The organism is Microbulbifer maximicatervae (SeqCode), assembly GCF_052467065.1.
Map to the genome: position 1 here is coordinate 3,315,245 of NZ_CP174299.1, position 20,951 is coordinate 3,336,195.

The 20,951-nt window shown below is 46.0% G+C and carries 30 protein-coding genes; 22 read left to right on the forward strand and 8 right to left on the reverse strand.

The genetic code is table 11. The features are described 5' to 3' along the window. Nucleotides 1–41: 41 nt before the first annotated feature. Complete coding sequence (locus ACJJI1_RS14575) at nt 42–500, forward strand: MaoC family dehydratase (protein ID WP_444905971.1); 459 nt, start codon at nt 42–44, stop codon at nt 498–500. A gap of 89 nt (nt 501–589) precedes the next feature. On the opposite strand, the gene ACJJI1_RS14580 is transcribed toward ACJJI1_RS14575, so the two are convergent. The 4 genes from ACJJI1_RS14580 to dinB form a co-directional block, all read right to left on the reverse strand. Continuing rightward, nucleotides 590–1,117: a hypothetical protein gene (locus ACJJI1_RS14580; protein ID WP_444905970.1), complete on the reverse strand. Its 528-nt coding sequence runs from the start codon at nt 1,115–1,117 to the stop codon at nt 590–592. Nucleotides 1,118–1,192: 75 nt separating this feature from the next. Then, the gene (locus ACJJI1_RS14585; protein WP_444905969.1) at nt 1,193–1,657 is read right to left on the reverse strand and encodes a hypothetical protein; all 465 of its coding nucleotides are present in this window, start codon (nt 1,655–1,657) and stop codon (nt 1,193–1,195) included. 13 nt (nt 1,658–1,670) lie between these two features. After that, complete coding sequence (locus ACJJI1_RS14590) at nt 1,671–2,198, reverse strand: RNA polymerase sigma factor (protein WP_282931838.1); 528 nt, start codon at nt 2,196–2,198, stop codon at nt 1,671–1,673. A gap of 273 nt (nt 2,199–2,471) precedes the next feature. After that, complete coding sequence (gene dinB, locus ACJJI1_RS14595) at nt 2,472–3,548, reverse strand: DNA polymerase IV (RefSeq protein WP_444905968.1); 1,077 nt, start codon at nt 3,546–3,548, stop codon at nt 2,472–2,474. A gap of 82 nt (nt 3,549–3,630) precedes the next feature. Here dinB and ACJJI1_RS14600 point away from each other — a divergent pair, with 82 nt between their 5' ends. After that, nucleotides 3,631–4,173 (forward strand): carboxymuconolactone decarboxylase family protein, encoded by a 543-nt coding sequence (locus tag ACJJI1_RS14600; RefSeq protein ID WP_413664916.1) that lies wholly within the window; start codon nt 3,631–3,633, stop codon nt 4,171–4,173. 25 nt (nt 4,174–4,198) lie between these two features. On the opposite strand, the gene ACJJI1_RS14605 is transcribed toward ACJJI1_RS14600, so the two are convergent. The 4 genes from ACJJI1_RS14605 to mutS form a co-directional block, all read right to left on the reverse strand. Further along, the gene (locus ACJJI1_RS14605; protein ID WP_282931841.1) at nt 4,199–4,357 is read right to left on the reverse strand and encodes a DUF1328 domain-containing protein; all 159 of its coding nucleotides are present in this window, start codon (nt 4,355–4,357) and stop codon (nt 4,199–4,201) included. A gap of 45 nt (nt 4,358–4,402) precedes the next feature. Then, nucleotides 4,403–5,098 (reverse strand): polysaccharide deacetylase family protein, encoded by a 696-nt coding sequence (locus ACJJI1_RS14610; RefSeq protein WP_444905967.1) that lies wholly within the window; start codon nt 5,096–5,098, stop codon nt 4,403–4,405. Between the two features lie 63 nt (nt 5,099–5,161). Continuing rightward, nucleotides 5,162–5,485: a ferredoxin FdxA gene (gene fdxA, locus ACJJI1_RS14615; protein WP_108732342.1), complete on the reverse strand. Its 324-nt coding sequence runs from the start codon at nt 5,483–5,485 to the stop codon at nt 5,162–5,164. Between the two features lie 139 nt (nt 5,486–5,624). Beyond that, a complete protein-coding gene (mutS, locus tag ACJJI1_RS14620) occupies nt 5,625–8,276 on the reverse strand; it encodes a DNA mismatch repair protein MutS (RefSeq protein WP_444957110.1) in 2,652 nt (883 codons plus the stop codon). Between the two features lie 841 nt (nt 8,277–9,117). Here mutS and ACJJI1_RS14625 point away from each other — a divergent pair. From ACJJI1_RS14625 to ACJJI1_RS14720, 20 genes are all read left to right on the forward strand, one after another. Beyond that, a complete protein-coding gene (locus tag ACJJI1_RS14625) occupies nt 9,118–10,167 on the forward strand; it encodes an ankyrin repeat domain-containing protein (protein ID WP_444957111.1) in 1,050 nt (349 codons plus the stop codon). A 472-nt stretch (nt 10,168–10,639) separates the two neighbouring features. After that, entirely contained in the window at nt 10,640–11,065 is a 426-nt protein-coding gene (locus ACJJI1_RS14630) for a hypothetical protein (protein ID WP_444957112.1), read from the forward strand. Nucleotides 11,066–11,606: 541 nt separating this feature from the next. Further along, a complete protein-coding gene (locus ACJJI1_RS14635) occupies nt 11,607–12,041 on the forward strand; it encodes a hypothetical protein (protein ID WP_444905962.1) in 435 nt (144 codons plus the stop codon). Between the two features lie 92 nt (nt 12,042–12,133). Beyond that, a complete protein-coding gene (locus ACJJI1_RS14640; protein ID WP_444957113.1) occupies nt 12,134–12,538 on the forward strand; it encodes a hypothetical protein in 405 nt (134 codons plus the stop codon). Nucleotides 12,539–12,554: 16 nt separating this feature from the next. Beyond that, nucleotides 12,555–12,845: a hypothetical protein gene (locus tag ACJJI1_RS14645; protein ID WP_444957114.1), complete on the forward strand. Its 291-nt coding sequence runs from the start codon at nt 12,555–12,557 to the stop codon at nt 12,843–12,845. A gap of 83 nt (nt 12,846–12,928) precedes the next feature. Next, the gene (locus tag ACJJI1_RS14650) at nt 12,929–13,303 is read left to right on the forward strand and encodes a hypothetical protein (RefSeq protein WP_444957115.1); all 375 of its coding nucleotides are present in this window, start codon (nt 12,929–12,931) and stop codon (nt 13,301–13,303) included. Nucleotides 13,304–13,384: 81 nt separating this feature from the next. Continuing rightward, complete coding sequence (locus tag ACJJI1_RS14655) at nt 13,385–13,693, forward strand: hypothetical protein (RefSeq protein ID WP_444957116.1); 309 nt, start codon at nt 13,385–13,387, stop codon at nt 13,691–13,693. Nucleotides 13,694–13,787: 94 nt separating this feature from the next. Next, the gene (locus tag ACJJI1_RS14660) at nt 13,788–14,000 is read left to right on the forward strand and encodes a hypothetical protein (protein ID WP_444957117.1); all 213 of its coding nucleotides are present in this window, start codon (nt 13,788–13,790) and stop codon (nt 13,998–14,000) included. A 278-nt stretch (nt 14,001–14,278) separates the two neighbouring features. Next, complete coding sequence (locus tag ACJJI1_RS14665; protein WP_444957118.1) at nt 14,279–14,587, forward strand: transposase; 309 nt, start codon at nt 14,279–14,281, stop codon at nt 14,585–14,587. A gap of 47 nt (nt 14,588–14,634) precedes the next feature. Continuing rightward, complete coding sequence (locus ACJJI1_RS14670; RefSeq protein WP_444957119.1) at nt 14,635–15,012, forward strand: IS3 family transposase; 378 nt, start codon at nt 14,635–14,637, stop codon at nt 15,010–15,012. Between the two features lie 18 nt (nt 15,013–15,030). After that, nucleotides 15,031–15,441 (forward strand): IS3 family transposase, encoded by a 411-nt coding sequence (locus ACJJI1_RS14675; RefSeq protein ID WP_444957120.1) that lies wholly within the window; start codon nt 15,031–15,033, stop codon nt 15,439–15,441. 48 nt (nt 15,442–15,489) lie between these two features. Next, nucleotides 15,490–15,972 (forward strand): lysozyme inhibitor LprI family protein, encoded by a 483-nt coding sequence (locus ACJJI1_RS14680; protein ID WP_444957121.1) that lies wholly within the window; start codon nt 15,490–15,492, stop codon nt 15,970–15,972. A gap of 131 nt (nt 15,973–16,103) precedes the next feature. Next, nucleotides 16,104–16,442 (forward strand): TonB family protein, encoded by a 339-nt coding sequence (locus tag ACJJI1_RS14685; protein ID WP_444957122.1) that lies wholly within the window; start codon nt 16,104–16,106, stop codon nt 16,440–16,442. Between the two features lie 252 nt (nt 16,443–16,694). Continuing rightward, nucleotides 16,695–16,859, forward strand: coding sequence for a hypothetical protein (locus tag ACJJI1_RS14690; RefSeq protein WP_444957123.1), 165 nt, complete (start codon nt 16,695–16,697; stop codon nt 16,857–16,859). Between the two features lie 20 nt (nt 16,860–16,879). After that, entirely contained in the window at nt 16,880–17,395 is a 516-nt protein-coding gene (locus ACJJI1_RS14695) for a ClbS/DfsB family four-helix bundle protein (protein ID WP_444959388.1), read from the forward strand. A gap of 552 nt (nt 17,396–17,947) precedes the next feature. Continuing rightward, complete coding sequence (locus ACJJI1_RS14700) at nt 17,948–18,313, forward strand: hypothetical protein (protein ID WP_444957124.1); 366 nt, start codon at nt 17,948–17,950, stop codon at nt 18,311–18,313. Nucleotides 18,314–18,909: 596 nt separating this feature from the next. Next, nucleotides 18,910–19,404: a DoxX family protein gene (locus tag ACJJI1_RS14705; protein WP_444957125.1), complete on the forward strand. Its 495-nt coding sequence runs from the start codon at nt 18,910–18,912 to the stop codon at nt 19,402–19,404. A gap of 231 nt (nt 19,405–19,635) precedes the next feature. Next, complete coding sequence (locus tag ACJJI1_RS14710; RefSeq protein WP_444957126.1) at nt 19,636–19,842, forward strand: hypothetical protein; 207 nt, start codon at nt 19,636–19,638, stop codon at nt 19,840–19,842. 80 nt (nt 19,843–19,922) lie between these two features. Continuing rightward, complete coding sequence (locus tag ACJJI1_RS14715) at nt 19,923–20,237, forward strand: hypothetical protein (RefSeq protein WP_444957127.1); 315 nt, start codon at nt 19,923–19,925, stop codon at nt 20,235–20,237. A 141-nt stretch (nt 20,238–20,378) separates the two neighbouring features. Beyond that, complete coding sequence (locus ACJJI1_RS14720; protein ID WP_444957128.1) at nt 20,379–20,726, forward strand: hypothetical protein; 348 nt, start codon at nt 20,379–20,381, stop codon at nt 20,724–20,726. Nucleotides 20,727–20,951 lie beyond the last annotated feature (225 nt).

The following is a 20,951-nucleotide window of genomic DNA, read 5'->3' on the forward strand; positions in this document are numbered from 1 at the left end:
GTCGCTGAGAAAGCGAATAGAGAATCGAAAAGGAGCCTTCGATGCCTGTAGAAATTTCACCTGATAGCCTCGGCTATTACATTGGCTTTGAAACAGAGCCCACAGACTGGTTTGAAATTGACCAGCAGAGAGTTGATAGCTTTGCAGAGTGCACCTTGGATCGACAGTTTATTCATGTAGACCCAGAGGCCGCCGCCAAAACGCCTTTTGGGGGAACGGTTGCCCATGGTTTTCTCTCATTGTCACTGCTGCCTTATTTTGTAGGGGCTCTACAGATAACGGTTGCAGGTGCTTATATGGGGGTGAATTATGGTTTGGATAAAGTCCGTTTTATCAACCCGGTAAAGACCGGTAGCCGGGTGCGCGTCTCCGGGAAAATACTGGATATTACGGAGAAAAAAGAGTCCCAGTATCAAATTAAGCTGATGGTAACAATGGAAATAGAGGGTGAGGCGAAGCCAGCTTTAGTTGCAGAGTGGATTTTTCTACAGATTACCTAGTGGGGTCAGTATAAGGCCGGACCACCATTTTTTTAAGTCGTGGTGGAAAGTGGTGGTTTCGATCTGTTTGAGAGTTATATAAGGCGAGTTTACATAAATGCTTCTTCTTGTTTAAGGGTGTTGAGACCCATGCGAACAATATTCAAGTGAGAAGCGGGAATACCTTTTTTGTAGTACTCGCCAGTAAAGTCAAATTGTTGGACTTCGATAAATGGTGAGAATAGGGTGCATCCCCAGTAGGGGTTTATACCCCACCAGCCATATTTTCCGGCGGTTCTGGGGTTTCTTTGATAGAAGTTGTAAGCCCTTTTGATATTGTCATATTTGAGTTTGAATTTTCTTTTGTCATTGATGCTGTGGGCATCAAATATCACCAGGCATTGTATAGAGATGCCTTGCCGGCCAAGTGCATTGGCGATTTTTATTGCAGCATTTCCCCCTCTGCTGTAGCCAAACAATATCGCTGCTTTTTTGCGCGAAATCCCATTTTTAAGGTGACGGTAAATAGTTAGCTTTCGTGTGTGGGAAAATATCCGCCCTTGAAGTTGGTTGATTACCGACTTTAGTACCGGATTTTCTCCGGCAGAAGGACCACCGGCACCGTAGATGCCCACCACAGTGTAGTGGCTAAGTTGAGACTGTATAGGGAGTGAGAATTCGAATTGGCCGCTTGAACTTGATATCAGTTGTTTCTAGCTCCTTGAAGCCGTGCTCGATAAAATCCGGCAGTGACGCTTAGCACTTTTACGTAATTCATCGGGTAGGGATTCTTCACTTCCATCCTGCTGTTCTGCCCGCCAATAGTGGCACAAGGCAACATACTCGCCACTATTTACCTGATTGCGTAGTGCGAGCCAGGGATCTGGCGCTGGGGTAACTGCCATCACAGTTTCTTTCCAATCCCTTAACGCCGGCTCGTACAAATGCTGCTCGGTGGAATTTGCCTTGTGAGTGAAGGCACCCAGGTGTTGGGCTGGATGAAGAAGCAATAGCAAGGCGGTTACCAAGCTACAACTTACTGTTGCACGAGAGAGTAGATGATTGACGTTTACTTTCGGCTTATAGGTTTGGGCTGTTTTATATAGATCGTCATCCAGCTGCTGCGGGGAAGTCAACGTCTCGGCTTCTTTAAAGTATTGATTTTCCCAATTGCTCATAGCATTAACTCGATTACTCTTCGATAACTTCTACTTGCCAAGGTCTTCTCTCCGAACCATATATCGCTTCGTCCAGTGCGGTGCGGGCGCGATGATATAGGGTGCGGCATTTATTGAGAGAGAGCTGCTCGATATCGGCCACGGTTGCCAGTGGCAGCTTGCATTCCATATGCAGTAATAAAACATTGCGCAATTGAGAAGGTAAATTTTGAATCGCTGCGAGAATTCTATTCTGCTGGGGAGATTCATGCGCGGATTTCTTCGAGCTGGAAAATTCCTCAAGCTTGAGCAATTTATTGACTTGGATGTAAAGCCAACTTTTAAGCAGGCGCCCGTGCAGTTCTGGCGGATTTTCCAAAAGACCACGCCAGAGTTTTTGCAAGAGTAAAGTGGTTGAAGATGGCGCCATTTGCATACAGTAGCGATACAGGGAATCTTTATGGCGGCCGTAGAGTTGACGGAACACAGCAGGTTTGCGCGACTCCTTGTAGTATTGGAATAGCGCCTCGTCAGATAGCTGGCGTAACTCTTTGAGAGACAATGTCTTGAGCCTCCGTACGCAAATTATCCCGCCTCGAACCACTGGCCGAGTATTGGTTTATGCGGCGTCAATAAAGAAGATTGTAGTATGGTTCTGCGTCGCAATTATTCTCTGGCCAGTACTTATAATTTCAGCCGATGTCACGGTACGACAGATACGAATCTTCGGGCTTGCGAAGTATAGTTGCCTCTGGTTTGAGAGGTGGTTGCTCGGGTAAGGGCCAACGCCAGATTTATCAATAAGTGATGATGCGCCTAATTAAGCAATCAAACGTCAAAAAGAGGCTTGCTCCGGCAAGGGTAGTGGCAATTGAACAGGGCCTTGACCCGCCCGGAGGTCTGTGAGTCGCAAGCCTACCCCAAGAAGGCGGATGGGAGCAGGGCGTTTTTCTCGACACTCCTTCAGTAGCTGGCGGAATTCAGAAATACGCCCGGCACGGCTGCTGCGCTCGTGGGTGCTGGTAGTAAAATCTGCGTACTTTACTTTAACGGTGGCGCCATTTACTTCGTAACGATCGCCGAGTTTTTCCAGGCGCTCCAGCAGACGCATATACAGCTCTGTCAGCTGTTCCAGCCATTCGTCAAAACTGGATAAGTCTTCGCGAAAGGTGCGCTCGACACTAACACTCTTGCGGGAGCCATCGCCGCTTACCGGGCGATCGTCAACACCACGGCAAAGGTCGTAAAGGCGGCGGCCAAATTTGCCAAACTTCTTACTCAGTTCAACTTGTGAAAAATTGCGTAAATCCGCGCAAGTGCGAATGCCTTGTCGATGCATTTTCTCTGCGGTTACCCGTCCCACGCCGTGTATTTTGTTGATAGGCAGGCGCAAAACAAATTGATCGACCTCGCTCGGCGTAATGACTGTCAATCCGTCAGGCTTCTGCCAATCACTGGCAATTTTGGCCAGGAATTTATTCGGGGCCACCCCGGCAGAAATTGTGATACCCAGTGTGCCGCGCACCCGTTGCCGGATCTCCTCAGCGATTAGGGTAGCGCTGCCGTGGCAGCGGCCACTGTCGGTGACATCCAGGAAGGCTTCGTCCAGGGATAGGGGCTCAATATCATCGCAGTAGTCGAGAAATATCTCCCGTATCTGCCCGCTGACCTCCCGGTACTTAGCCATGTTGCCGGGTACTACAATCAAATCAGGGCACAGTTTCTTGGCCTGGGCGGTAGGCATCGCGGAGCGAACCCCATAGCTGCGGGCTTCATAGTTGCAGGTAGAGATCACTCCGCGCCGGTCGCTACTGCCTCCAACGGCCAAAGGGCGTCCACGGAGATTGGGATCGTCACGCATTTCGACCGAAGCGTAGAAGCAGTCACAATCACAGTGGATAATCTTTCTCATGCTGTGATTATATACAGTGTTATGTCGTGCCAGAAAGTAATTTATGCCACTCGGACACCCGGCGATGACAGGTAGGTGAATAATGAGCAGTATTCCGTTGGTCGAGCACCCAGCTTCCGATGATGTAGCCCGGGTTTTTGCTGAGATTGATGACGAGCTGGGGGGAATCCCCAGTCTGTTCCGTGTCTACGCCCAACACCCCGGATTGCTTGAGGCAAACTGGTACAAGTTTAAGACGGTGATGATTCACGGCTGTTTGTCGGCGCAGCTGAAAGAAGCCATTGGCCTGGCAGTCTCAGCCGATAACCACTGTGACTATGGCATTTACCATCACAGTATGTCTCTGCAAATGCTTGGGGTGGAAACCGATGAAGTGATGCGGATTCGCACTGACCCCAAGCATGTGCACTTTTCTGAAAAAGAGCACGCCCTGTTTGACTTGGCGCGCAATGCCAACAGCGCCCCTGATGACCATCGCGAGCACCTGATCGCCGCTGCGCGAAAGCTCGGTGCCGGTGATGATGAGATTCTTGAGGCGTTGGGGGTAATGGAGATGGTACTGGGGGCCAATCACATTGCTGAAGTGCTCAGCCTGGCGCCGACCCGAGTGCCTCACAAGAAGTAATAACAGGCGCCCTTGGGCGGCTGTTCTACTTGGGTCTGCCGAAAATTAGTGCCAGCACAAACATCACAAGGAAAATAAAGAAAAGAATCTTGGCTATTTCAGTTGCGGTCGAAGCGATGCCACTAAAGCCAAAGAAGGCGGCGATCAGCGCAATAACCAGGAAGGTGACAGCCCAGCGCAACATAAGAGGCTCCCAATAGAGTGGAGGGAGCCTTGGGCTCCCGTTCCGCTAATTGATAGAGTCCCGCTCCACAGGTTCCAAATGGTCGCCTGCTTTCATCAGGGTTAGTTGCTCCAGTGTGGCAAACTGGAAGCCCTTTTGCCTGAGTTGCGCAGTAATGAGGGGCAGGGCCTCCATTACCTGATGGTGCTGACCATACATGGGATGCAGCAGAACTACACTTCCGTCTTTTGCCCTCTGGGATATATAGTCAGCTGCGACTTGAGCGCCGCCTGCTTCCAGTTGCTCAGTAGGATCGATATCCCAGTGAGCAATCTTGAACTGGTGATCGCTTAAAAGCGTGCCCAGCTCGTCAGACATCTTTCCGTGAGGAGGGAGAAACATGGGCTTGCTGGTATAGCCATTACTTTGTAGTAGCCGACAGGTTTTTTTAATCTCTTCCTTGGCACTGCTCAAAGGCATCTGGGAAAGGTTTGTGTGTGAGTAACCATGGTTGCCTAACTGATGGCCAGCCTGAATGATTGCCTGGGTCTGCTCCGGGTACCTTTCCATTTCCTGCCCTGTAGGGAAAAAAGTGGCGGTCACTTCCAAAGATTCGAGCCGCTTTAACAGTGGCTCGGTTTTGTCGGGGGAGGGTCCCTCATCAAAAATAAGCGCTACCCATTTATCCTTGCCGGTAATTGCCTGGGCACAGGTTGAAAATACAAAAAGCCAAATGCAAATAGCATTAATTATTATTTTCATTTTTTGGGGTTTCCACAGATAGAAAAAAAGCCGTCAATGACGGCTTTTTTTCTTTGAACTTGTTTAGCGCTCCAGCTGGTCCAGCTTGCCCTTCTTGCCGTCCCACTCCTCGGCATCCGGTAATGGGTCTTTCTTCTCAGTAATATTGGGCCATACCTCGGCGAGTTCTGCGTTCAACTCGATAAATTCCTGCTGATCGTCCGGAACCTCATCCTCAGAGAAAATCGCGTTGGCGGGGCACTCCGGCTCACACAGGGCGCAGTCGATACACTCGTCTGGGTGAATTACCAGGAAGTTGGGGCCTTCGTAAAAACAGTCTACCGGGCAAACCTCTACACAGTCGGTGTATTTACACTTAATGCAGTTTTCCCCAATTACGAATGTCATGTTTGTCCCTCGATAGTGCCACTGAATTCTTCGTGCAGCGGATTTTATCAATTACTGGCGCGAATTGTAGTGGCTTTTCAGTCGATTTAGTTCACTGTTTATAACAGGATGAATTGGGCGACCAGGGTCGCCCGGTCTTTTACTTCAGTAACTTGCGTAAAGAATAGAGCGCTTCCAGTGCCTGGCGTGGCGTCAAATCGTCTGGATCAAGCTCCTCAAGGGCATCCACGGCCGGGTGGCTCGGGCTGCCAAACAGATCTACCTGCTGGGGGGAACCAGGGCCCGCAGCCATTGGCACAGCGGCTTCTTCCGGCTCCTGTTTGGGGGCCGATGCAGGCGTAGCAATAGGAGCTGGCACATCTACCGACTGGGCGCCGGCTTCCAATGCTGCCAAGCGCGCGCGGGCCTCGGTCAATACATCACTGGGGATGCCGGCCAGTTTAGCCACCTGCAACCCGTAACTTTTAGAGGCGGGCCCTTCCTGGATGCGGTGCAGGAAGACAATTCCCTCGCCGTGCTCGGTGGCATCCAAGTGGATGTTGGCGGCCTCAGAGCATTGGCTGGGCAGATCAGTCAGTTCAAAGTAATGGGTGGCGAACAGTGTAAAGGCGCGCACTTCCCCCGCCAGATAGTGGGCACAGGCCCAGGCCAGGGACAGACCGTCGTAAGTGCTGGTACCGCGGCCAATCTCATCCATCAGTACCAAACTGTGCTCGGTGGCATTGCGCAGGATATTGGCGGTCTCGGTCATTTCCACCATAAAGGTGGAGCGGCCACCGGCCAGGTCATCGGCACTGCCGATGCGAGTGAAGATACGATCGAGCAAGCCGATCTGGGCACTGTCGGCGGGTACGTAACTGCCACAGTGGGCCAACAGGGCAATCAATGCTGTCTGGCGCATATAGGTAGATTTACCGCCCATGTTTGGACCGGTAATCACCAACATGCGGCGGTCGTCGTGCAACTCAATATCGTTGGCCACAAAGGGCTCGTCCAATACCTGCTCCACCACCGGGTGGCGCCCGCCGGTAATATGCAGACCAGGCTCAGTGCCCAGTTCGGGACGGCACAGGCGCAAATCGTCAGCGCGCTCGGCCAAGCATGCCAGCACGTCTAATTCGGAGATACCCGCAGCAGCGGCTTGGAGCTCTGCCAGGGACTCATTCAGCTGATTGATCAGCTCTTCGTACAATGCCTTTTCACGAGCTAGCGCGCGGCTCTTGGCGGAGAGCGCCTTGTCTTCAAACTCCTTTAGCTCGGGAGTAATGAAGCGCTCTGCATTTTTCAGGGTCTGGCGGCGAATATATTCAGCTGGCGCCTTATCGCTTTGCCCGCGACTGATTTCAATAAAGTAGCCGTGCACCCGGTTGTAACCCACCTTAAGGGTGGGGATACCGGTGCGCTCTTTTTCCCGCTGCTCTAGTTGCACCAGGTAATCGCCGGCGTTTTCACTGATAGCGCGCAGCTCGTCCAGTTCTTCGTCGTAGCCGGTAGCAATAACGCCACCGTCGCGAATTACTACCGGAGGGTTTTCAATAATGGCATCTTGCAGAAGCTCTACTGTTTCAGGCCACTCGCCGATCTGGCTGCACAACTCACTCAATAAAGTTGCGTCAGATTCTGCCAACTGTTGCTGGATTTCCGGGAATTGAGCTAGGGACTGGCCCAGGCGAGCCAAATCCCGAGGGCGTGCAGAGCGCAGTGCCAAACGGCCCAGGATTCGCTCCATATCGCCTACAGGTTTGAGGGCATCACGCAGAGGCTCAAAGCCATAATCGGCAATTAACGCTGCGATGGCGTCCTGGCGGTTGCGCAAGGTGGTCAGCTGGCGCAAGGGGTTGTTAAACCAGCGGCGCAGCAAGCGGCTACCCATAGCGGTTTTACAGCTATCGAAGACCGACAATAGGGTATTGTCATCGCCACCGTTCAGGTTCAGATCAATCTCCAGATTGCGGCGACTGGCACCATCCAAGGCGACTGTCTCATTACCACTTTCCGTCAGCAGGCCGCGAATATGGGGCAGCTCGGTACGCTGGGTGTCCCGTGCGTATTGCAGCAAACAGCCGGCAGCGATAACAGCACCGTGCATATGGCTACAACCAAAGGCCTCCAGGTTCATGGTGCCGAATTGCTGGTTGAGCAGACGCAAAGCGCTCTCAAGCTCGAACTCCCAAGGTGCGCGGCGGCGCACGCCCGCGCGACGCTCGATCTCAGTCGGTAGGCAAAGGTCTTCCGGCGCAAGCAGTTCAGCGGGATTGTGGCGCTGCACCTGCTCGGCCAGGGCTTCCAGAGTATCTGTTTCCTGAACCACAAAACGACCGGTTGCCAGGTCCAGCAGTGCCAGGCCAAATACATCGCCCAAGTGTGAAATAGCAGCCAGGAGGTTATCGCGGCGATCGTTGAGAAGTGCCTCGTCGGTGACCGTGCCCGGAGTAACAATACGTACTACCTGGCGCTCAACCGGCCCTTTGCTAGTGGCGGGATCACCGATTTGTTCACAGATGGCAACGGAAACACCAGCTTTAATTAGCCGCGCCAAGTAGCCCTCAGCTGCATGGTAGGGAATACCGGCCATGGGGATAGGTTCCCCCCCGGACTTACCACGGGCAGTAAGGGTGACATCCAACAGCTCAGCCGCCTTCTTGGCATCATCAAAGAACAGCTCGTAAAAGTCCCCCATGCGGTAGAACACCAGCTCTTGGGGATGCTGGGCCTTGATGCGCATGTATTGCTGCATCATGGGGGTGTGTTCGGGTTTCGCGGCCTTGGTCTTGTTTGCGGTTTTTGGCATTTTTTCTAAGAAAATCAGTAAGTTACAAAAGTGTTTGCAAACCCCAAGAGCCCCGCAGGAGTGGCGGCCGGCTCAGATTGGGGTAGGGGGCAGGTTTCCTCGGGGGCTTAATAAGCAGAAGCGTTCGATCAAATAATGAACGGCAAGCCCAAACCTGATGTTCCTGAAGCATGCAATCGGGAAAGATCTGAACAGAAAGGTCCAGGCCAAAGTTCGAAGGGCTTCTTTATAGGGGGCGCAGAATAGCAGAGTGGGGGGCAAACCACTATGGATGGCTTATCAACTGCAAGTGAAATGGCCAGCAGCGACCCTGTGATTTTATGAGAGCCTTGTAGGGAAGCGGGACGTTTTCGTCTTTGGGGTAAGGACCGTCACTTTTCTTTGCTCTAATGAGTCTGCTGCTGATCTCAATAAAAAAGATTCCTGACTCAGTAAGGTCGAGTACTAAGCAAGCCAATTCTTTACGCGGTAGCGCATCCCTCCAGCTGGGACATATGTACATAGTAGGCTGATGAAATACAGTACTGATAACTAAGTCCTGCTTCGTATATCAGAATTCAAAAGACGCTGCTCCTATTTCTGGGGAAAATTCTATAACTTGTTGATTTTTAAAGGATGTGAAAAATGATATAAAGCAGGGAGAGCGCGGAATTATAAAGACGCTGCTTTATATCTACTTGTTTCGTTTCGTGCCACTCAATGTATTTTTTTGATTTTATTGGGTTTTTAAGCGGGCTTTGATTGAGGGCGGTAGAATTATATAGAAGGGTGATATATAGACGCTGCTTTTGAATTAACTGTTAAGTAAAAAAATATCCACCGGGGAGTAGAGAGATCAAGGATGCCAAAGAAAAGAAAAACACTACCTAAGGATTTCGATGAACTTATCAAATCAAATGATATTGCTACGCTAAAAGCCATCTTCGATAAATGCGAAATTGATGCCTATGGTGGGTATGGGAAACAATCAGCTCTTGGCTTTAATGACTGCCCCGATGAGCTATCGGAGTGGCTTGTAGGTAATGGTGCTGACATACACTTCTTAAATACTTATGGCGATACCCCGCTTCACCTAAGAGCTAGTTCTAGATATCCAAATCTGGATATGCTGATAAAGCTTGGTGCAGATGTAAATTATAGAAATAAAAGTGGGAATACTCCGCTACATAGCGCTACAGCTTATCAAAAACCGGAAAATGCAGAAATCCTCCTTGCAGCGGGCTCTGATATTAATGCGGTTAACTCATCTGGGTTGAATCCGCTGGAATATGGTTTACAGCGTTGCAACAATATCGATATTCCTCGCATGTGTGAATTGATAGAGGTATTCCTTAAACGTGGCGCGGAAATAACGCCTAGAATGCTAGAGTTTGTTAAAGCCATTGGAGAGAGATTCGAGTTCCATAGGGATAGCTTCAACAAAGATCGCGTAGATGAATATAGTAATGCCTTAACGAAGTTATACTCCTTATTCCACGTTACTCCGGTACAAGCCCGCATAGTTCATGATGGAAAATCTACTATTGAACTTACAGGAAACACTTGGGAACAGAATTACGATAACTTGTGGGACTATCTAATCCCGTCCAAAGGGCCAGCATTGACCGTACAGGGTGAAGTTATCCGTATTGCAGGCAGGGTAGCAGATGAACTGTTAAGAAACGGCGGTGGAAATTGGGATGGAGCTTATCGTCAGATGTGCAATGCCTACATTAAGCATATTTCATCACATAACTCACTAGAAGAAGACGAGATATCTATTCTAAAAGAGTTGATATCTGACATTGATATATTAATAGATGAAACGAGTCAGCTTCAAAAATATGCTGTTAAATGGGTTTCAAAAAACATAAATCCAATTAAGCTGGGGAAACCTAGTTATGATCGTTGAGTCACTTAACAAGGCCAAGCAGCATCGCCAGCCAAGCTGGCTGGACCTTCCTACGGTCGGCCGCTGTTGGCGGCGTTATAAGGCACACAAGATTCAACCATGGTATTAATAGAAGCAATACTGTTAGGAATACAGTTTAAGAGGTTACAAAAGCCTCTAGTGTTCTTTTCTATTCTCATCAGTCTCGTTGCATTCAGTATTTTCGGTGTTGGTATAATCGGAGCACTAATTGCCGAGCTTGCATCTACTGACAAAGAGTTCACTCTTCAGCTAGTTGGTGCAAGCTTTGGTCTGCTTGCCATATCAGGTATCTTTTTTGGTCTGGCGTGGGTATGTGGTTACCTGATAAAAAGGTGCTTCGAATAATGCGATATAACAAGTTGCTCAAGTGCACTCCGGCCGCAAAAAGCGCGGCCTCCGCGGGACAGCCTACACTGCGTTTCGGCTGCCCCTTAGCAAGGCGTTAACTGTCATGGAAAGTTCAGACTTCTTAAAAATGATCGAGGAAATAGACTGGCTTGTTGAAGCTCAGCCTGTCAGCTCTGTATTGGATACAGACTACCGCTGGGATTGGCTGCCAACTAGTCGAGATGATACAAATCCTTTTCCAGTTACTGTCACTGATATAGACAAAGACAGTGCCAAAGAACTAGCTTCGAAATCATACAAAGTCGCGCTCACCTCACTTCGAAAAGTGAAGGAAAAACGCCACCTTTTGATAGATGGCCCGCATGATTATACTGAGAGTCTTAAAGGTGCAGCTCTGTTCTGCGTAAGGCAGGCTGCACACGAGAATGCTTCCAACCAGATTGGGAAGTGGACGGAGATACTTCACCTCTTTAAACGAGGAATGTGGCCATGTGGTATCAAAGAAAATGGCGAAATAGTAATCCTGTGAGCACAGTTAACAAGGCAAAGCAGCGGACGCCGCAAAGCGTCACACCTTTTGCTTGCGCAAAAGCTGCGCCACTTTACTTCGACCGCTGTTTGCGGCGTTATGTGTCCTCGGGTTATCGGAGTATCTATGTGGATTAGAGAACTGAGAAGGGCTTTATCTGAGGCTTTCGGTACTAAATGTATCTGTTGTTTTTGCGGTAAATTGATAGAAGATGAACCTGCTGTGACTATCAATTTAGGCCTCGGTGATGAGGAAACACAGCTTATGTATTCTCATGGTGGGTGTATACAGAATAGGCTTCATTCTTCAATTCCGTTTATACCACCATCGGAACAAGAGGGCTGCTAAGACGCTCCCTTGGGGCCACATAACAAAGCCGGGCAATTTGCTCCGGGCCTGCGGCCCTCCGCGGGACAGCTTACCTTGTGCACCTTTTGCGCAGGTCGCTTTGCTCCCATTTTTGCGCAAAACGCGCACAAGGTAAGCTGCCCCTGCCGGCGGCGTTACGTGTCTTAAGTCGTGAGCACTAAAGAAGAAAGTCATGCAATTTGAAGTGAAACCAAAAATAGGAATTGGTCCTGTAAAATTGGGAATGAACCGTTCCGAAGCCATTAAATTCATGGGTGTAGAACCAGAGAGCTTCATAAAAACTCCTACTTCTGTGCATGCCACAGATGCATTCTATTCTTCAGGCTTTCAAATATTCTATGAGGGTTCATCTCCAAAAGTAGAAAGCATAGAGTTGTCACGGGATAGTGGTTTTGAAATATTAATGTCGGGTATTAAGGTACTTAACTTGCCGGTACCTCAGTCCCTAGAAAAAATACAAGAAATAACAGGTTTGGTGCCACATTCCGAAGATGATGGGTATACTTTTGAAATACCGGATTTAGGCTTATGGCTGTGGCGCCCTGTAACAGAATCACCGGAAGGTAAGTACTTTGAAACAATTGGTATTGGTAAGCCCAACACGTAACAAGTTGCTGTTGTCGCCACTACGTGGCTGGGACAGCCTACTCGCCGCTTCGCTTTGTTCCGGCTGCCCCAAAGCAAGGCGTTAAATGTCATATGAATAAGATCGGGAAATACGCAGTACTTGTTGTAGCTATGGTGAGTGTAATGTTCTGCTCCTCACTTTACTTTCGCCCTCCAAGTCTGTTCGATTTGCCTCTCTATTTGGATGTATTTCTAAATATTAAGAGCTATTTTGTTCAAGGACTACTTTCAGGAATGGTGGGCTTGGTTCTCGCAAAGAATTTGGGAGTTTCTAAGTACGTTGTTTTTAATGTAGGTCTCGCTATTTCTGTTGTGCTTTTGGCTTTGTATAGCCTAAGAGTTCAAGCAGTGGATTTTTATCATGCACAATTTTTAGCGTTTCCACTAATTGGTGGTGTTGCAGGCGGAATCACAATAGCCGAATATGTGCAACATTTAACAAGTTTAGGCACCCGACGCCTGCGGCGCAGGTGCTAAAAGCGTTAAACATCTAATGGATATTATCGAGTTGCATGATTTGATCTCTGAGGTTATTGAAAGTCTCCCCGAACAAGAATCTAGAGAGCTGATTGCCCTTTGTGACTCTTTAGAAGAGCTTGGCCCTAATGAATGGAGTATTAGGATTGCGAAATTCTCAAATAAAATGCTCCTAAACAATATTGGCGATACCGAAAAACTACTGAAGCTAGAGGCTGAGGCAGAGAATGCCGGCTCCATCGAGATCAAACCAATCTACCTGTTGTTACTTTTAGTTCTAGTGGCAATGGTGGTGTATTATGTTTAACAAATCAATGAACTACGCGCCTTCGGCGCCGGACAGCTTACACTGCGCTTCGCTACGTTCCTGCTGCCGGTTATTGAGGCGTTATGCCTCCTAGTATCATGAGCAATACAATTATTAGCAACTACAGAAACAGGGCTGCTTTAAAGCCACTATTCACTTTAGTAGGATTTTGCTCAATTCTTATGGGCATATTGCTTTTTGCATTTTCTGAATATGCAAACGATCTGAGCAGCAAGAGTGTCATCGTAATTTTGGCTTGGTCTATCTTGTCGGCTTACCCAATAGCAAATTTGGCTAATGCGTTCAAAACAGGTGTAATTGTGAGTAAGTTTTCTATTGTCAGTAAAGAAACTGCGCCATTTGAGTTTTGGTTGTGGGTAGGTATATTCATAGCTGTAGGCTTATGTCTAAGTTTAATTAACCTAATTTTAATATTTGGCTGGGGCACCCAAGCATAACAAGGGTAGGCAACATCGGCAGCGCAAAATACGCGCTGCCTGGACGGCCTACCCTACCGGTGTTAAGTGCTAAGGATAGGCATGGAAGAATTCGACTCGATACCTGAGATCATTTTTTGGACTACAAATGTAGGAGTAATAGCCTTAGGCATTCTTTTTTTCTTCATAATTAGAAATAGAGTAGCCAAATTGAGCTTGGTCATTTTAATGCTGGGCTTTCATTTCATTGTTGTTCCATCGGCTTTATTGGGCTGCGAGATAGCTGTATTTGATGAGGTGTTTTGTAGAGAAAGTTGGTGGTTATTAGTGTTTATACCTCCAGCACAGTTTTTAGTTGGTGTTGTAGCCCTTGTAGCTGTCAAAATTGTTTGCCGTGATGCGGGCACTTAACAATAAAATTATGTTCGCGGCTACGCCGCAGGACGCATTAACAGCGCTTCGCGCATTAAAACAATGCGCCTCATATTTAGGCGTTAAATGCAAGATGAATAATTACAAACTACCTGATGGGTGGGAACCAGAAATAATAAAAGAAGAAATTGTTGCTTCTGGCGATTGGTTTTATCAAGATGAAGTTAAATACCTTGCCAAACTAATCAAACAAACGTGGAATTATACTTCCTTCGAATTAGATGAAATGTATGATAAAGCAATTGCTTATGTCAGTTTTGAAGTAAGTGACGAAGGTGTAGTCTAATTTTGGCAATTCGAAAACAGAAATAGCATAAACTACAGTGATCATTTTAGTACCTACTTTTTGGCTAAAGACCACATAAATACATATGGATACAAATACGATATAATATGGTCATGAAGCTAGCATTTAACCAGGTGCCTAAGTTTACTCCGCCAGCAGGCTGGCTCCGCGGAACGCCCGCAAGCGGTCGCCCCTTGGCACGGCGTTATGCATAAGACTTACCCACGTTTAGTAGACACCCTGTATAGTTAGGTTTAGGCCTAACACGGAGGTGTATCATGGGTAAGAAAAGAACTCAGGCGTATACGGAGGAGTTCCGCAGAGAAGCAGTTAAGAGAGCGGAAAAGCCTGGAGCAACAACGGCTTCTGTGGCGCGAGAGCTAGGCGTCAGCGCACAGCAGATCTACAACTGGCGTCGTCAATTTAATCGACTGTCTGATAAGCGGTTCAATAGTTTAGACGGTGTCGACTATTCCAAACAGGAAAGCGCTGAAGTTCGCAAACTCAAGAAGGAGCTGCATGAAGCTCGTCAGGAGGTTGAGTTTCTAAAAAAGGCAGCTGCGTACTTTGCGAACCACCAAGAGTAAAGTACGCATTGATACAAGAGCATGTAGGGTCATTCCCGGTTAGCTTGATGTGTCGGTGTTTAGAAGTCTCAAGATCGGGTTATTATCGATGGCGGGGGCGATTGCCATCTGCTCGCACGATTAGAGAGATACGAACAATCGAGAAAATCCGAGAGACGTTTGCTGAGTTTAAAGGTCGTTATGGCGCGCCTAGAATTGCTTGCGAGCTTCAAGGGTTAGGTGAGCCATGCTCGCGGAACTACGTCGCTAAGCTTATGCAACAGGAACATATTAAAGCGAGAAACGGCAAAGGCTTTCGATATAGTCAGCCCGTGGAGGGGAGCATTAACGTCTCCGCCAACTTACTTAAGCGTTGCTTTGATGTGGATCGACCAAATTGCCGCTGGACCAGTGACATTACGTATATCTGGGTTCTGGATAGGTAGCTATACCTCGCGGTAGTTATGGATCTGTACTCTCGACGTATTGTAGGTTGGGCATTCGACTCGCAGATGACCGATGAATTGACACGTCGAGCATTGAAAATGGCCCTAGAGCGACGACCAATAAAGCCTGGACTGCTAGTTCACTCTGACAGGGGTGTGCAATATCGATCGCAGAAATACCAGGATCTCTTGTCCGAAAGCAAGTGCAAGCCGAGTATGAGTCGCCAGGCTAACTGTTGGGATAATGCGGCAATGGAATCATTCTTTAGCAGGCTAAAAGTCGAGCTGGTCTATGCCGGAACATTCGAAAGCGAAGAGCAAGCAAAATCTGAGGTGTTTGAATACATTGAGATTTTCTACAATAGGGTTCGTAGGCACTCTGCATTGGGCTATGTAAGTCCAGCAGAGTATGAGCGAAAATACGCATAGTTAGAGTGTCTACTTTTTGTGGGCAAGACCAGGCATAGGGAGAGAGAATTGAGATTTATAATAGCCATACTACTATCTTTACCAACAATTGCGTATTGCCAACAAATAGGTGATGAATGTGAGCGGCACCAGATTGAAGGAAATTTAGTATGTATCGATGGTGTTCTTAAAAATCCGTGTGACTATGCAACAAGACATGAAACTTCGATGTGTCTGAAGATAAAAAGAGATGAAGCTGAGAAACAGCTTCAAGAAGCATATGAAGCGGCCTTGTCTTTGATTGAAGATGATAATGGAAAACATAAGCCAAAGAGCAGCTTTGTCGAAGCCCAAATAAAGTGGGAAGAGTTTAGAGAAGCCATGTGTAACTATGAAGGTAATTCACAGCATCTAAGGTTTGGTCAGGGTATAGGGATGAACTGCATCATATCAATGGCTAATTTTCGTACTGATGCGCTTAAAAAACATGCAATATATCTAAAATCATTACAGTGTGGCTCACCAGAATGTCACAAATTTCATAATTGGTAAGTAGCCTTAACAAGGCAATGTAGCTGACCTTTTACTTTGTGCGCTTTTTATACCGTTGCTGCGCTCCAATATGCATGTTAAATGTTCACGAAGTAAGCCGCCGCTGATCTTAGTGCTATGAGAATAAGAACATGAAGAGCATTCCAATAACTTTCATTCTCACTATTTCTCTAGTGTCCGGATTTGCGTCGGCAACAATAATTTATGTAAGGCCAAATTATCCTTTAGAGGCACTTAAAAATTGCATAGAGGGTTGGGTAGAGTTCGAAGTGACGGTAATGCCTGGTAGTTTTTTTGAAAATGTTAAAATCATAGATTCTTATCCTGAAGGTGTATTTGATGAGGCAGCTAGAAAAGCTCTTATGAAATACAAGTTAGTGCCTAAGGAATTAATAGGCGTAACTGCCCCGGTTCATGGCGTGAAGCGCAAAATAAGCTACAATCTGGACGGCGAGTGTATACAGAAATAACAATCACAGGCAGCCGTGTCTACGGCCCTATGGGTCTCCGTAGGTGTTAAGTGGTACAAGGGGAGCAAATGAAATCATTCATAATTAATTTTTTCGGCCTAGTCGGATCTTGGTATATGATCGATCTTACTTCCGAAAATTTGCTTAACTCAGTTTTTGCCCCGTTAGTATTCACTGGCTTCCTAATTTCCAGTGTGCTGTGGTTTATTGTAAAGTTTGGAACAACTCAGGGCTCTAGCTCTGGCGCTTACCTTGGCAGTGGATATTCAGGAAATTTTGGTGGTGGAGATGGAGGCGATGGTGATGGTGGGTGTTAAATCACTGAACAAGCACATATTATTTGCCGCTATCGCGGTCGAATGGCTTACGCCACGCTTCGCCCGCTGCAAGTCCGAATGTTATGTAAATACTCTGTAATCGAGTAACCATTGATAGCTATGTCTTCAATTTCGAAAAATAAAGAAGAATTAATCTCCTCGATTGAAAATTCTTATGAAAATTTATTTGCTGATTATATGGGGATTCCCAAGGAGCTTTCGAGGGAGATTGGTGTTGAAGGTAATATAAAAAACACAGAAATAAGCGTTTCTGATACTATTTCATATCTGATCGGCTGGGGAGGTCTTGTCCTAAAATGGCATGAGCTTAGGGCAAATAATCTCGAAGTAGATTTTCCAGAAAAAGGTTACAGCTGGAATGAGCTTGGGAAGCTAGCGCAGCACTTTCATGCATCCTATAAGGATTGGTCTTATAAACAGTTGCTGACAGAATTCCAGTTTACAATACAAAAAATACTGAAGCTTGTAGACTCATTGAGCAATGATGAACTTTATGGACACAGTTGGTATAAAAGTTACACCCTTGGGAGGATGATCCAGTTTAATACCTCATCTCCAATGAAAAATATCCGCACAAAGGTGCGCAGGTTTAAGAGGCAGAATAATATCAAGTAAATTCATACAACCTGTAAACCCAGATGACGCCTAAGAAGTACCTAATTTAAGCGTTTTGTTCGAGGTGAAGAATGAACAGGAAACAAAAAACGTACTGCTAAGTGCATATACAGCTATAGGGCTTCCTATATCAGGTATTTTGCTTTTTTTTGCATATATTCTTACAGACAAGGCAGTGCCTAGCGTTCAAGATTATGTAATTGCTACGATATGTGTATTTGTTAGCTTAAGTAGTATTTATCTATATAAGAAATTGAGCGCTAGAGAATCTGACCCACCGTTAACTATTCGTACTGCGATTAATGGTGTTTTGTATATTGTAGCAGTAATAGTAATTGCAAGTATCATATGGTAATCCTCCTACACAACAAGAGGTTCCAGTCGACACCCAAAGCTACGTACTTTTGAGTGTAAGGTTGCTGCGCTCCCCTTAATACACAAGTGGAGCTTCGCTCCTGGCGAGCCTGAATCCGCCATTATGAGCTAAACCAGCTATGTTAAAGCATGTTCTAAAATTTTTATTTTTAGCGCTTTGTGGCGAAGCTATGGCCTATGGCCTATGGCCTACCTAAAAATACTGAAGTAACACGAGCAAATGCTGACTTGCTGTCTATTAAGTTGGAAAAAATAGATTCTGGAAGTGTTGATACTTTTCTATATCAGCTTGAGTTTGCTAACAAACTCGAAAGTTGCTTAGCGGGACGGGTTCAAACCTTTCTATTGCTTGATAAAAAGAAAATTTCAAGCTCTTCTATGGATTATAAAGTCGGCAGTGAGCAACCCAGTGTTTTACTTCATATGCCCGCATCGGGTTATGATACGGCGATAACTATCCAGTATTGCTGCTCAGAGGGAGTATCCCCCAGCTGTAAACAATCACTCTCAATCAGTTCGGTCATTGGGATTACGTCGCAGTGAGAGGCCCTCATAGCAAATGACTATGGTTGCTCGTAAATTTTTTAAGCCATACTTTTATCTCGGTAGGTGTTATTTTTCACGATCATATTTAGGGGGGGAGTCTGCTTTCTCCGTGCACAAACAAACTCTAATTCGAGTCTTTATGTAGACTCTGCTAATATTCTTTGAAGTTGAGTGGCATCCTTAATGGCTTAATGAAATTTTTATTGGTGACACTAAAGAATTGGCCTGTAGATCTCACATGAATATCGAGTTATTTATTGCCGGTATCAATTCTGACATTGATCTATTGAGGTTTCATACGATAAGCTATCTCCACCTTGCTATTCGGGTTTTAGGTCCACATAACTATCTGAGTTGTGCCTTGGGGATATCTGTCACGTTCGTACTCTTTAATGGTCTATATAAACTAATCGGTTCAGCAATGAACTGTAACTAACAGGGTCTTCGGTGGCCACCGAAGATGGCTCCCAATTTACCCGTTAGCGAAAAGTACTTTCAATATCAGAATCGGGCAAGAACAACCACACAAGGCGCTGTCACCGGCTCCAGCGCGAATGCGTCTCTGTGGGTGAGCTTAGCGTTATGAGGAAACTATGGTAACTCCAATAATTATTCTTTTACTGTTGTCTAGTCCCTTAGGTATCTCTTTTATTTATTCAAAGTTTAGCGGCAAGCCTCTGAATGTTAAAAAGTACGCCTATTGGGGATTGGGAATAACCTTCATATTCTTCTGCGTTGGGCACTTTGTTAAAACGGAGGGCATGGTGGAAATGTTACCGTCTGGGGTTCCTTTCCGCCTAGCAATAATCTATCTCACTGGATTGATTGAGCTATTGATAGGCATTGCTCTTTTTGTGCCAAGATATCAGCTCCATGCTGCATGGCTTGCTATTGTAGTTTTCGTTATTTTCTTTCCTGCAAATATTTATGCGGCATTAAACGGTATTGGTCTTGGCGGGCATCAATGGGGGCCTGTTTATTTGTTATTACGTGCGCCACTGCAAATTATACTAATTGCATGGGCATATTTTCTGTGTGTGAAAGGTCATAACAATTTAAAGCTGTCGACCACTAATTCAGTCGGCTGATTGAGGTGTTGTGTGTAAGGCCTGCCCATGCTTAATAAGTGTCCCGTATCGTTCGGTTTTTGAGCTGGCTTTGACTGGAGGTGGTAGAATAGTATAGGGAGGAGGTATATAGGCACTTCTTTTGAGCTGAGTGTTAAATCACTTTGAGGGGCAGAATCGTGAATTATAGAAAAATACTTAGAGAAAAAGGGTATGGCTTTCATTAGCAATTTATAGCTACTGGAGGTTAGTATGAGCTATTCCGACTACTTTCGTTATCCTCATGCAAAAAATGAAATGAAGAAATTTTATGCTTCTAGTATAAGTGAAGTTGGTGTTTTTATTAAAATTAGAGGGCGTCGAAATCCTAAGTGTTTACCCAATTCTTGGGATGATTATTATCGCAGTAATATGCGTCTCAGGAATTGGAAGACTTATCGAAAGCAGCAATGGAAGTAGATGGTGCCAAGCTTTAATAAATCAAATGGACGCGCTAAAGCATACATGTGTTTGAATTGTTATATTTTTAAAAAGGTCGGATGAAATATAGAGCATTATTTGCGGTAGGTTTTTTTGTTGGGTGTGTAGTTCCGATTTCTTGGTGGGTTGTGATTTTTACTCAACTGAGTGGTTTGATAAAATCAATCATATTGGTTGTCGCTGCTTTGATCATGATAACTTCGATGTTTATTTCAAGTAAGGAAATAGGCGAACCGTTTCGGTTTAGTAAAATTTACAAAAGCAGATGGAAGCCCAAGCTTAAACGTTTTCAAAATTTTGGTGTTTTATCACTAGGAATCAATACTCCTATATTTATGTGGGTTGTTTTTTCAATTATTTGGAGTAAAGCATAACAAATTGCTGAATCCTATGTTCTGTTCGCTTTGTGCTGTAGACCAAAGCAGCTTTATCCCGGTGATGGCCTGAGTAAAGCGTTGCGCTTATGAGTAGGTCTATGCTACAACTCAGGTATGTGTAATCGGGAGGAATAAAAGATGATGAGTTCTTTGGAGATAGCAGAGTATTATTTCAAACTCTCAAACGAAAGTAACTTTGATGAAATCACAAAACTATTTTGTGAAAGCTCCACATTCAGGTCAGGAAAAGGAGATCTATTCTTAGGTGTGAATGACATCATGTCTATGCAGAGACTTCATCATGGTATGTTTTCAAAGCTTGAGTGGGAAGTATGCAGTGTTACAGAAACCAAACCCGGGATAGTTCATTTCAACTTTAACTTTACAGGTGAAACACATGCTGGAGAGAAAGTAGAGTATTCCGGTTTGGAAGATGTGGTTGTATATGGTGGTAAAATTCAGCACGTTCAAATACAGCGTCTGTGATGCCTTATAATCCCATGTCATGCAACCTATCTTTTGCTGCATGCATGGGTCAAAATCAGGCAAGTGAAACCATGTAAGTTAAAGCATGAAGCTTTGAGAAGCTGGCCTCGTTTTGCCCACCAAAAGCCTCCAGCTTCATAAGTCCGGTGTTTGAGGTGTTAATAAAAAGACTAGCCTGCCTTTAGTAGGTATTCGGTATCGTTAGGTTTAATTGGAAGTTAATAG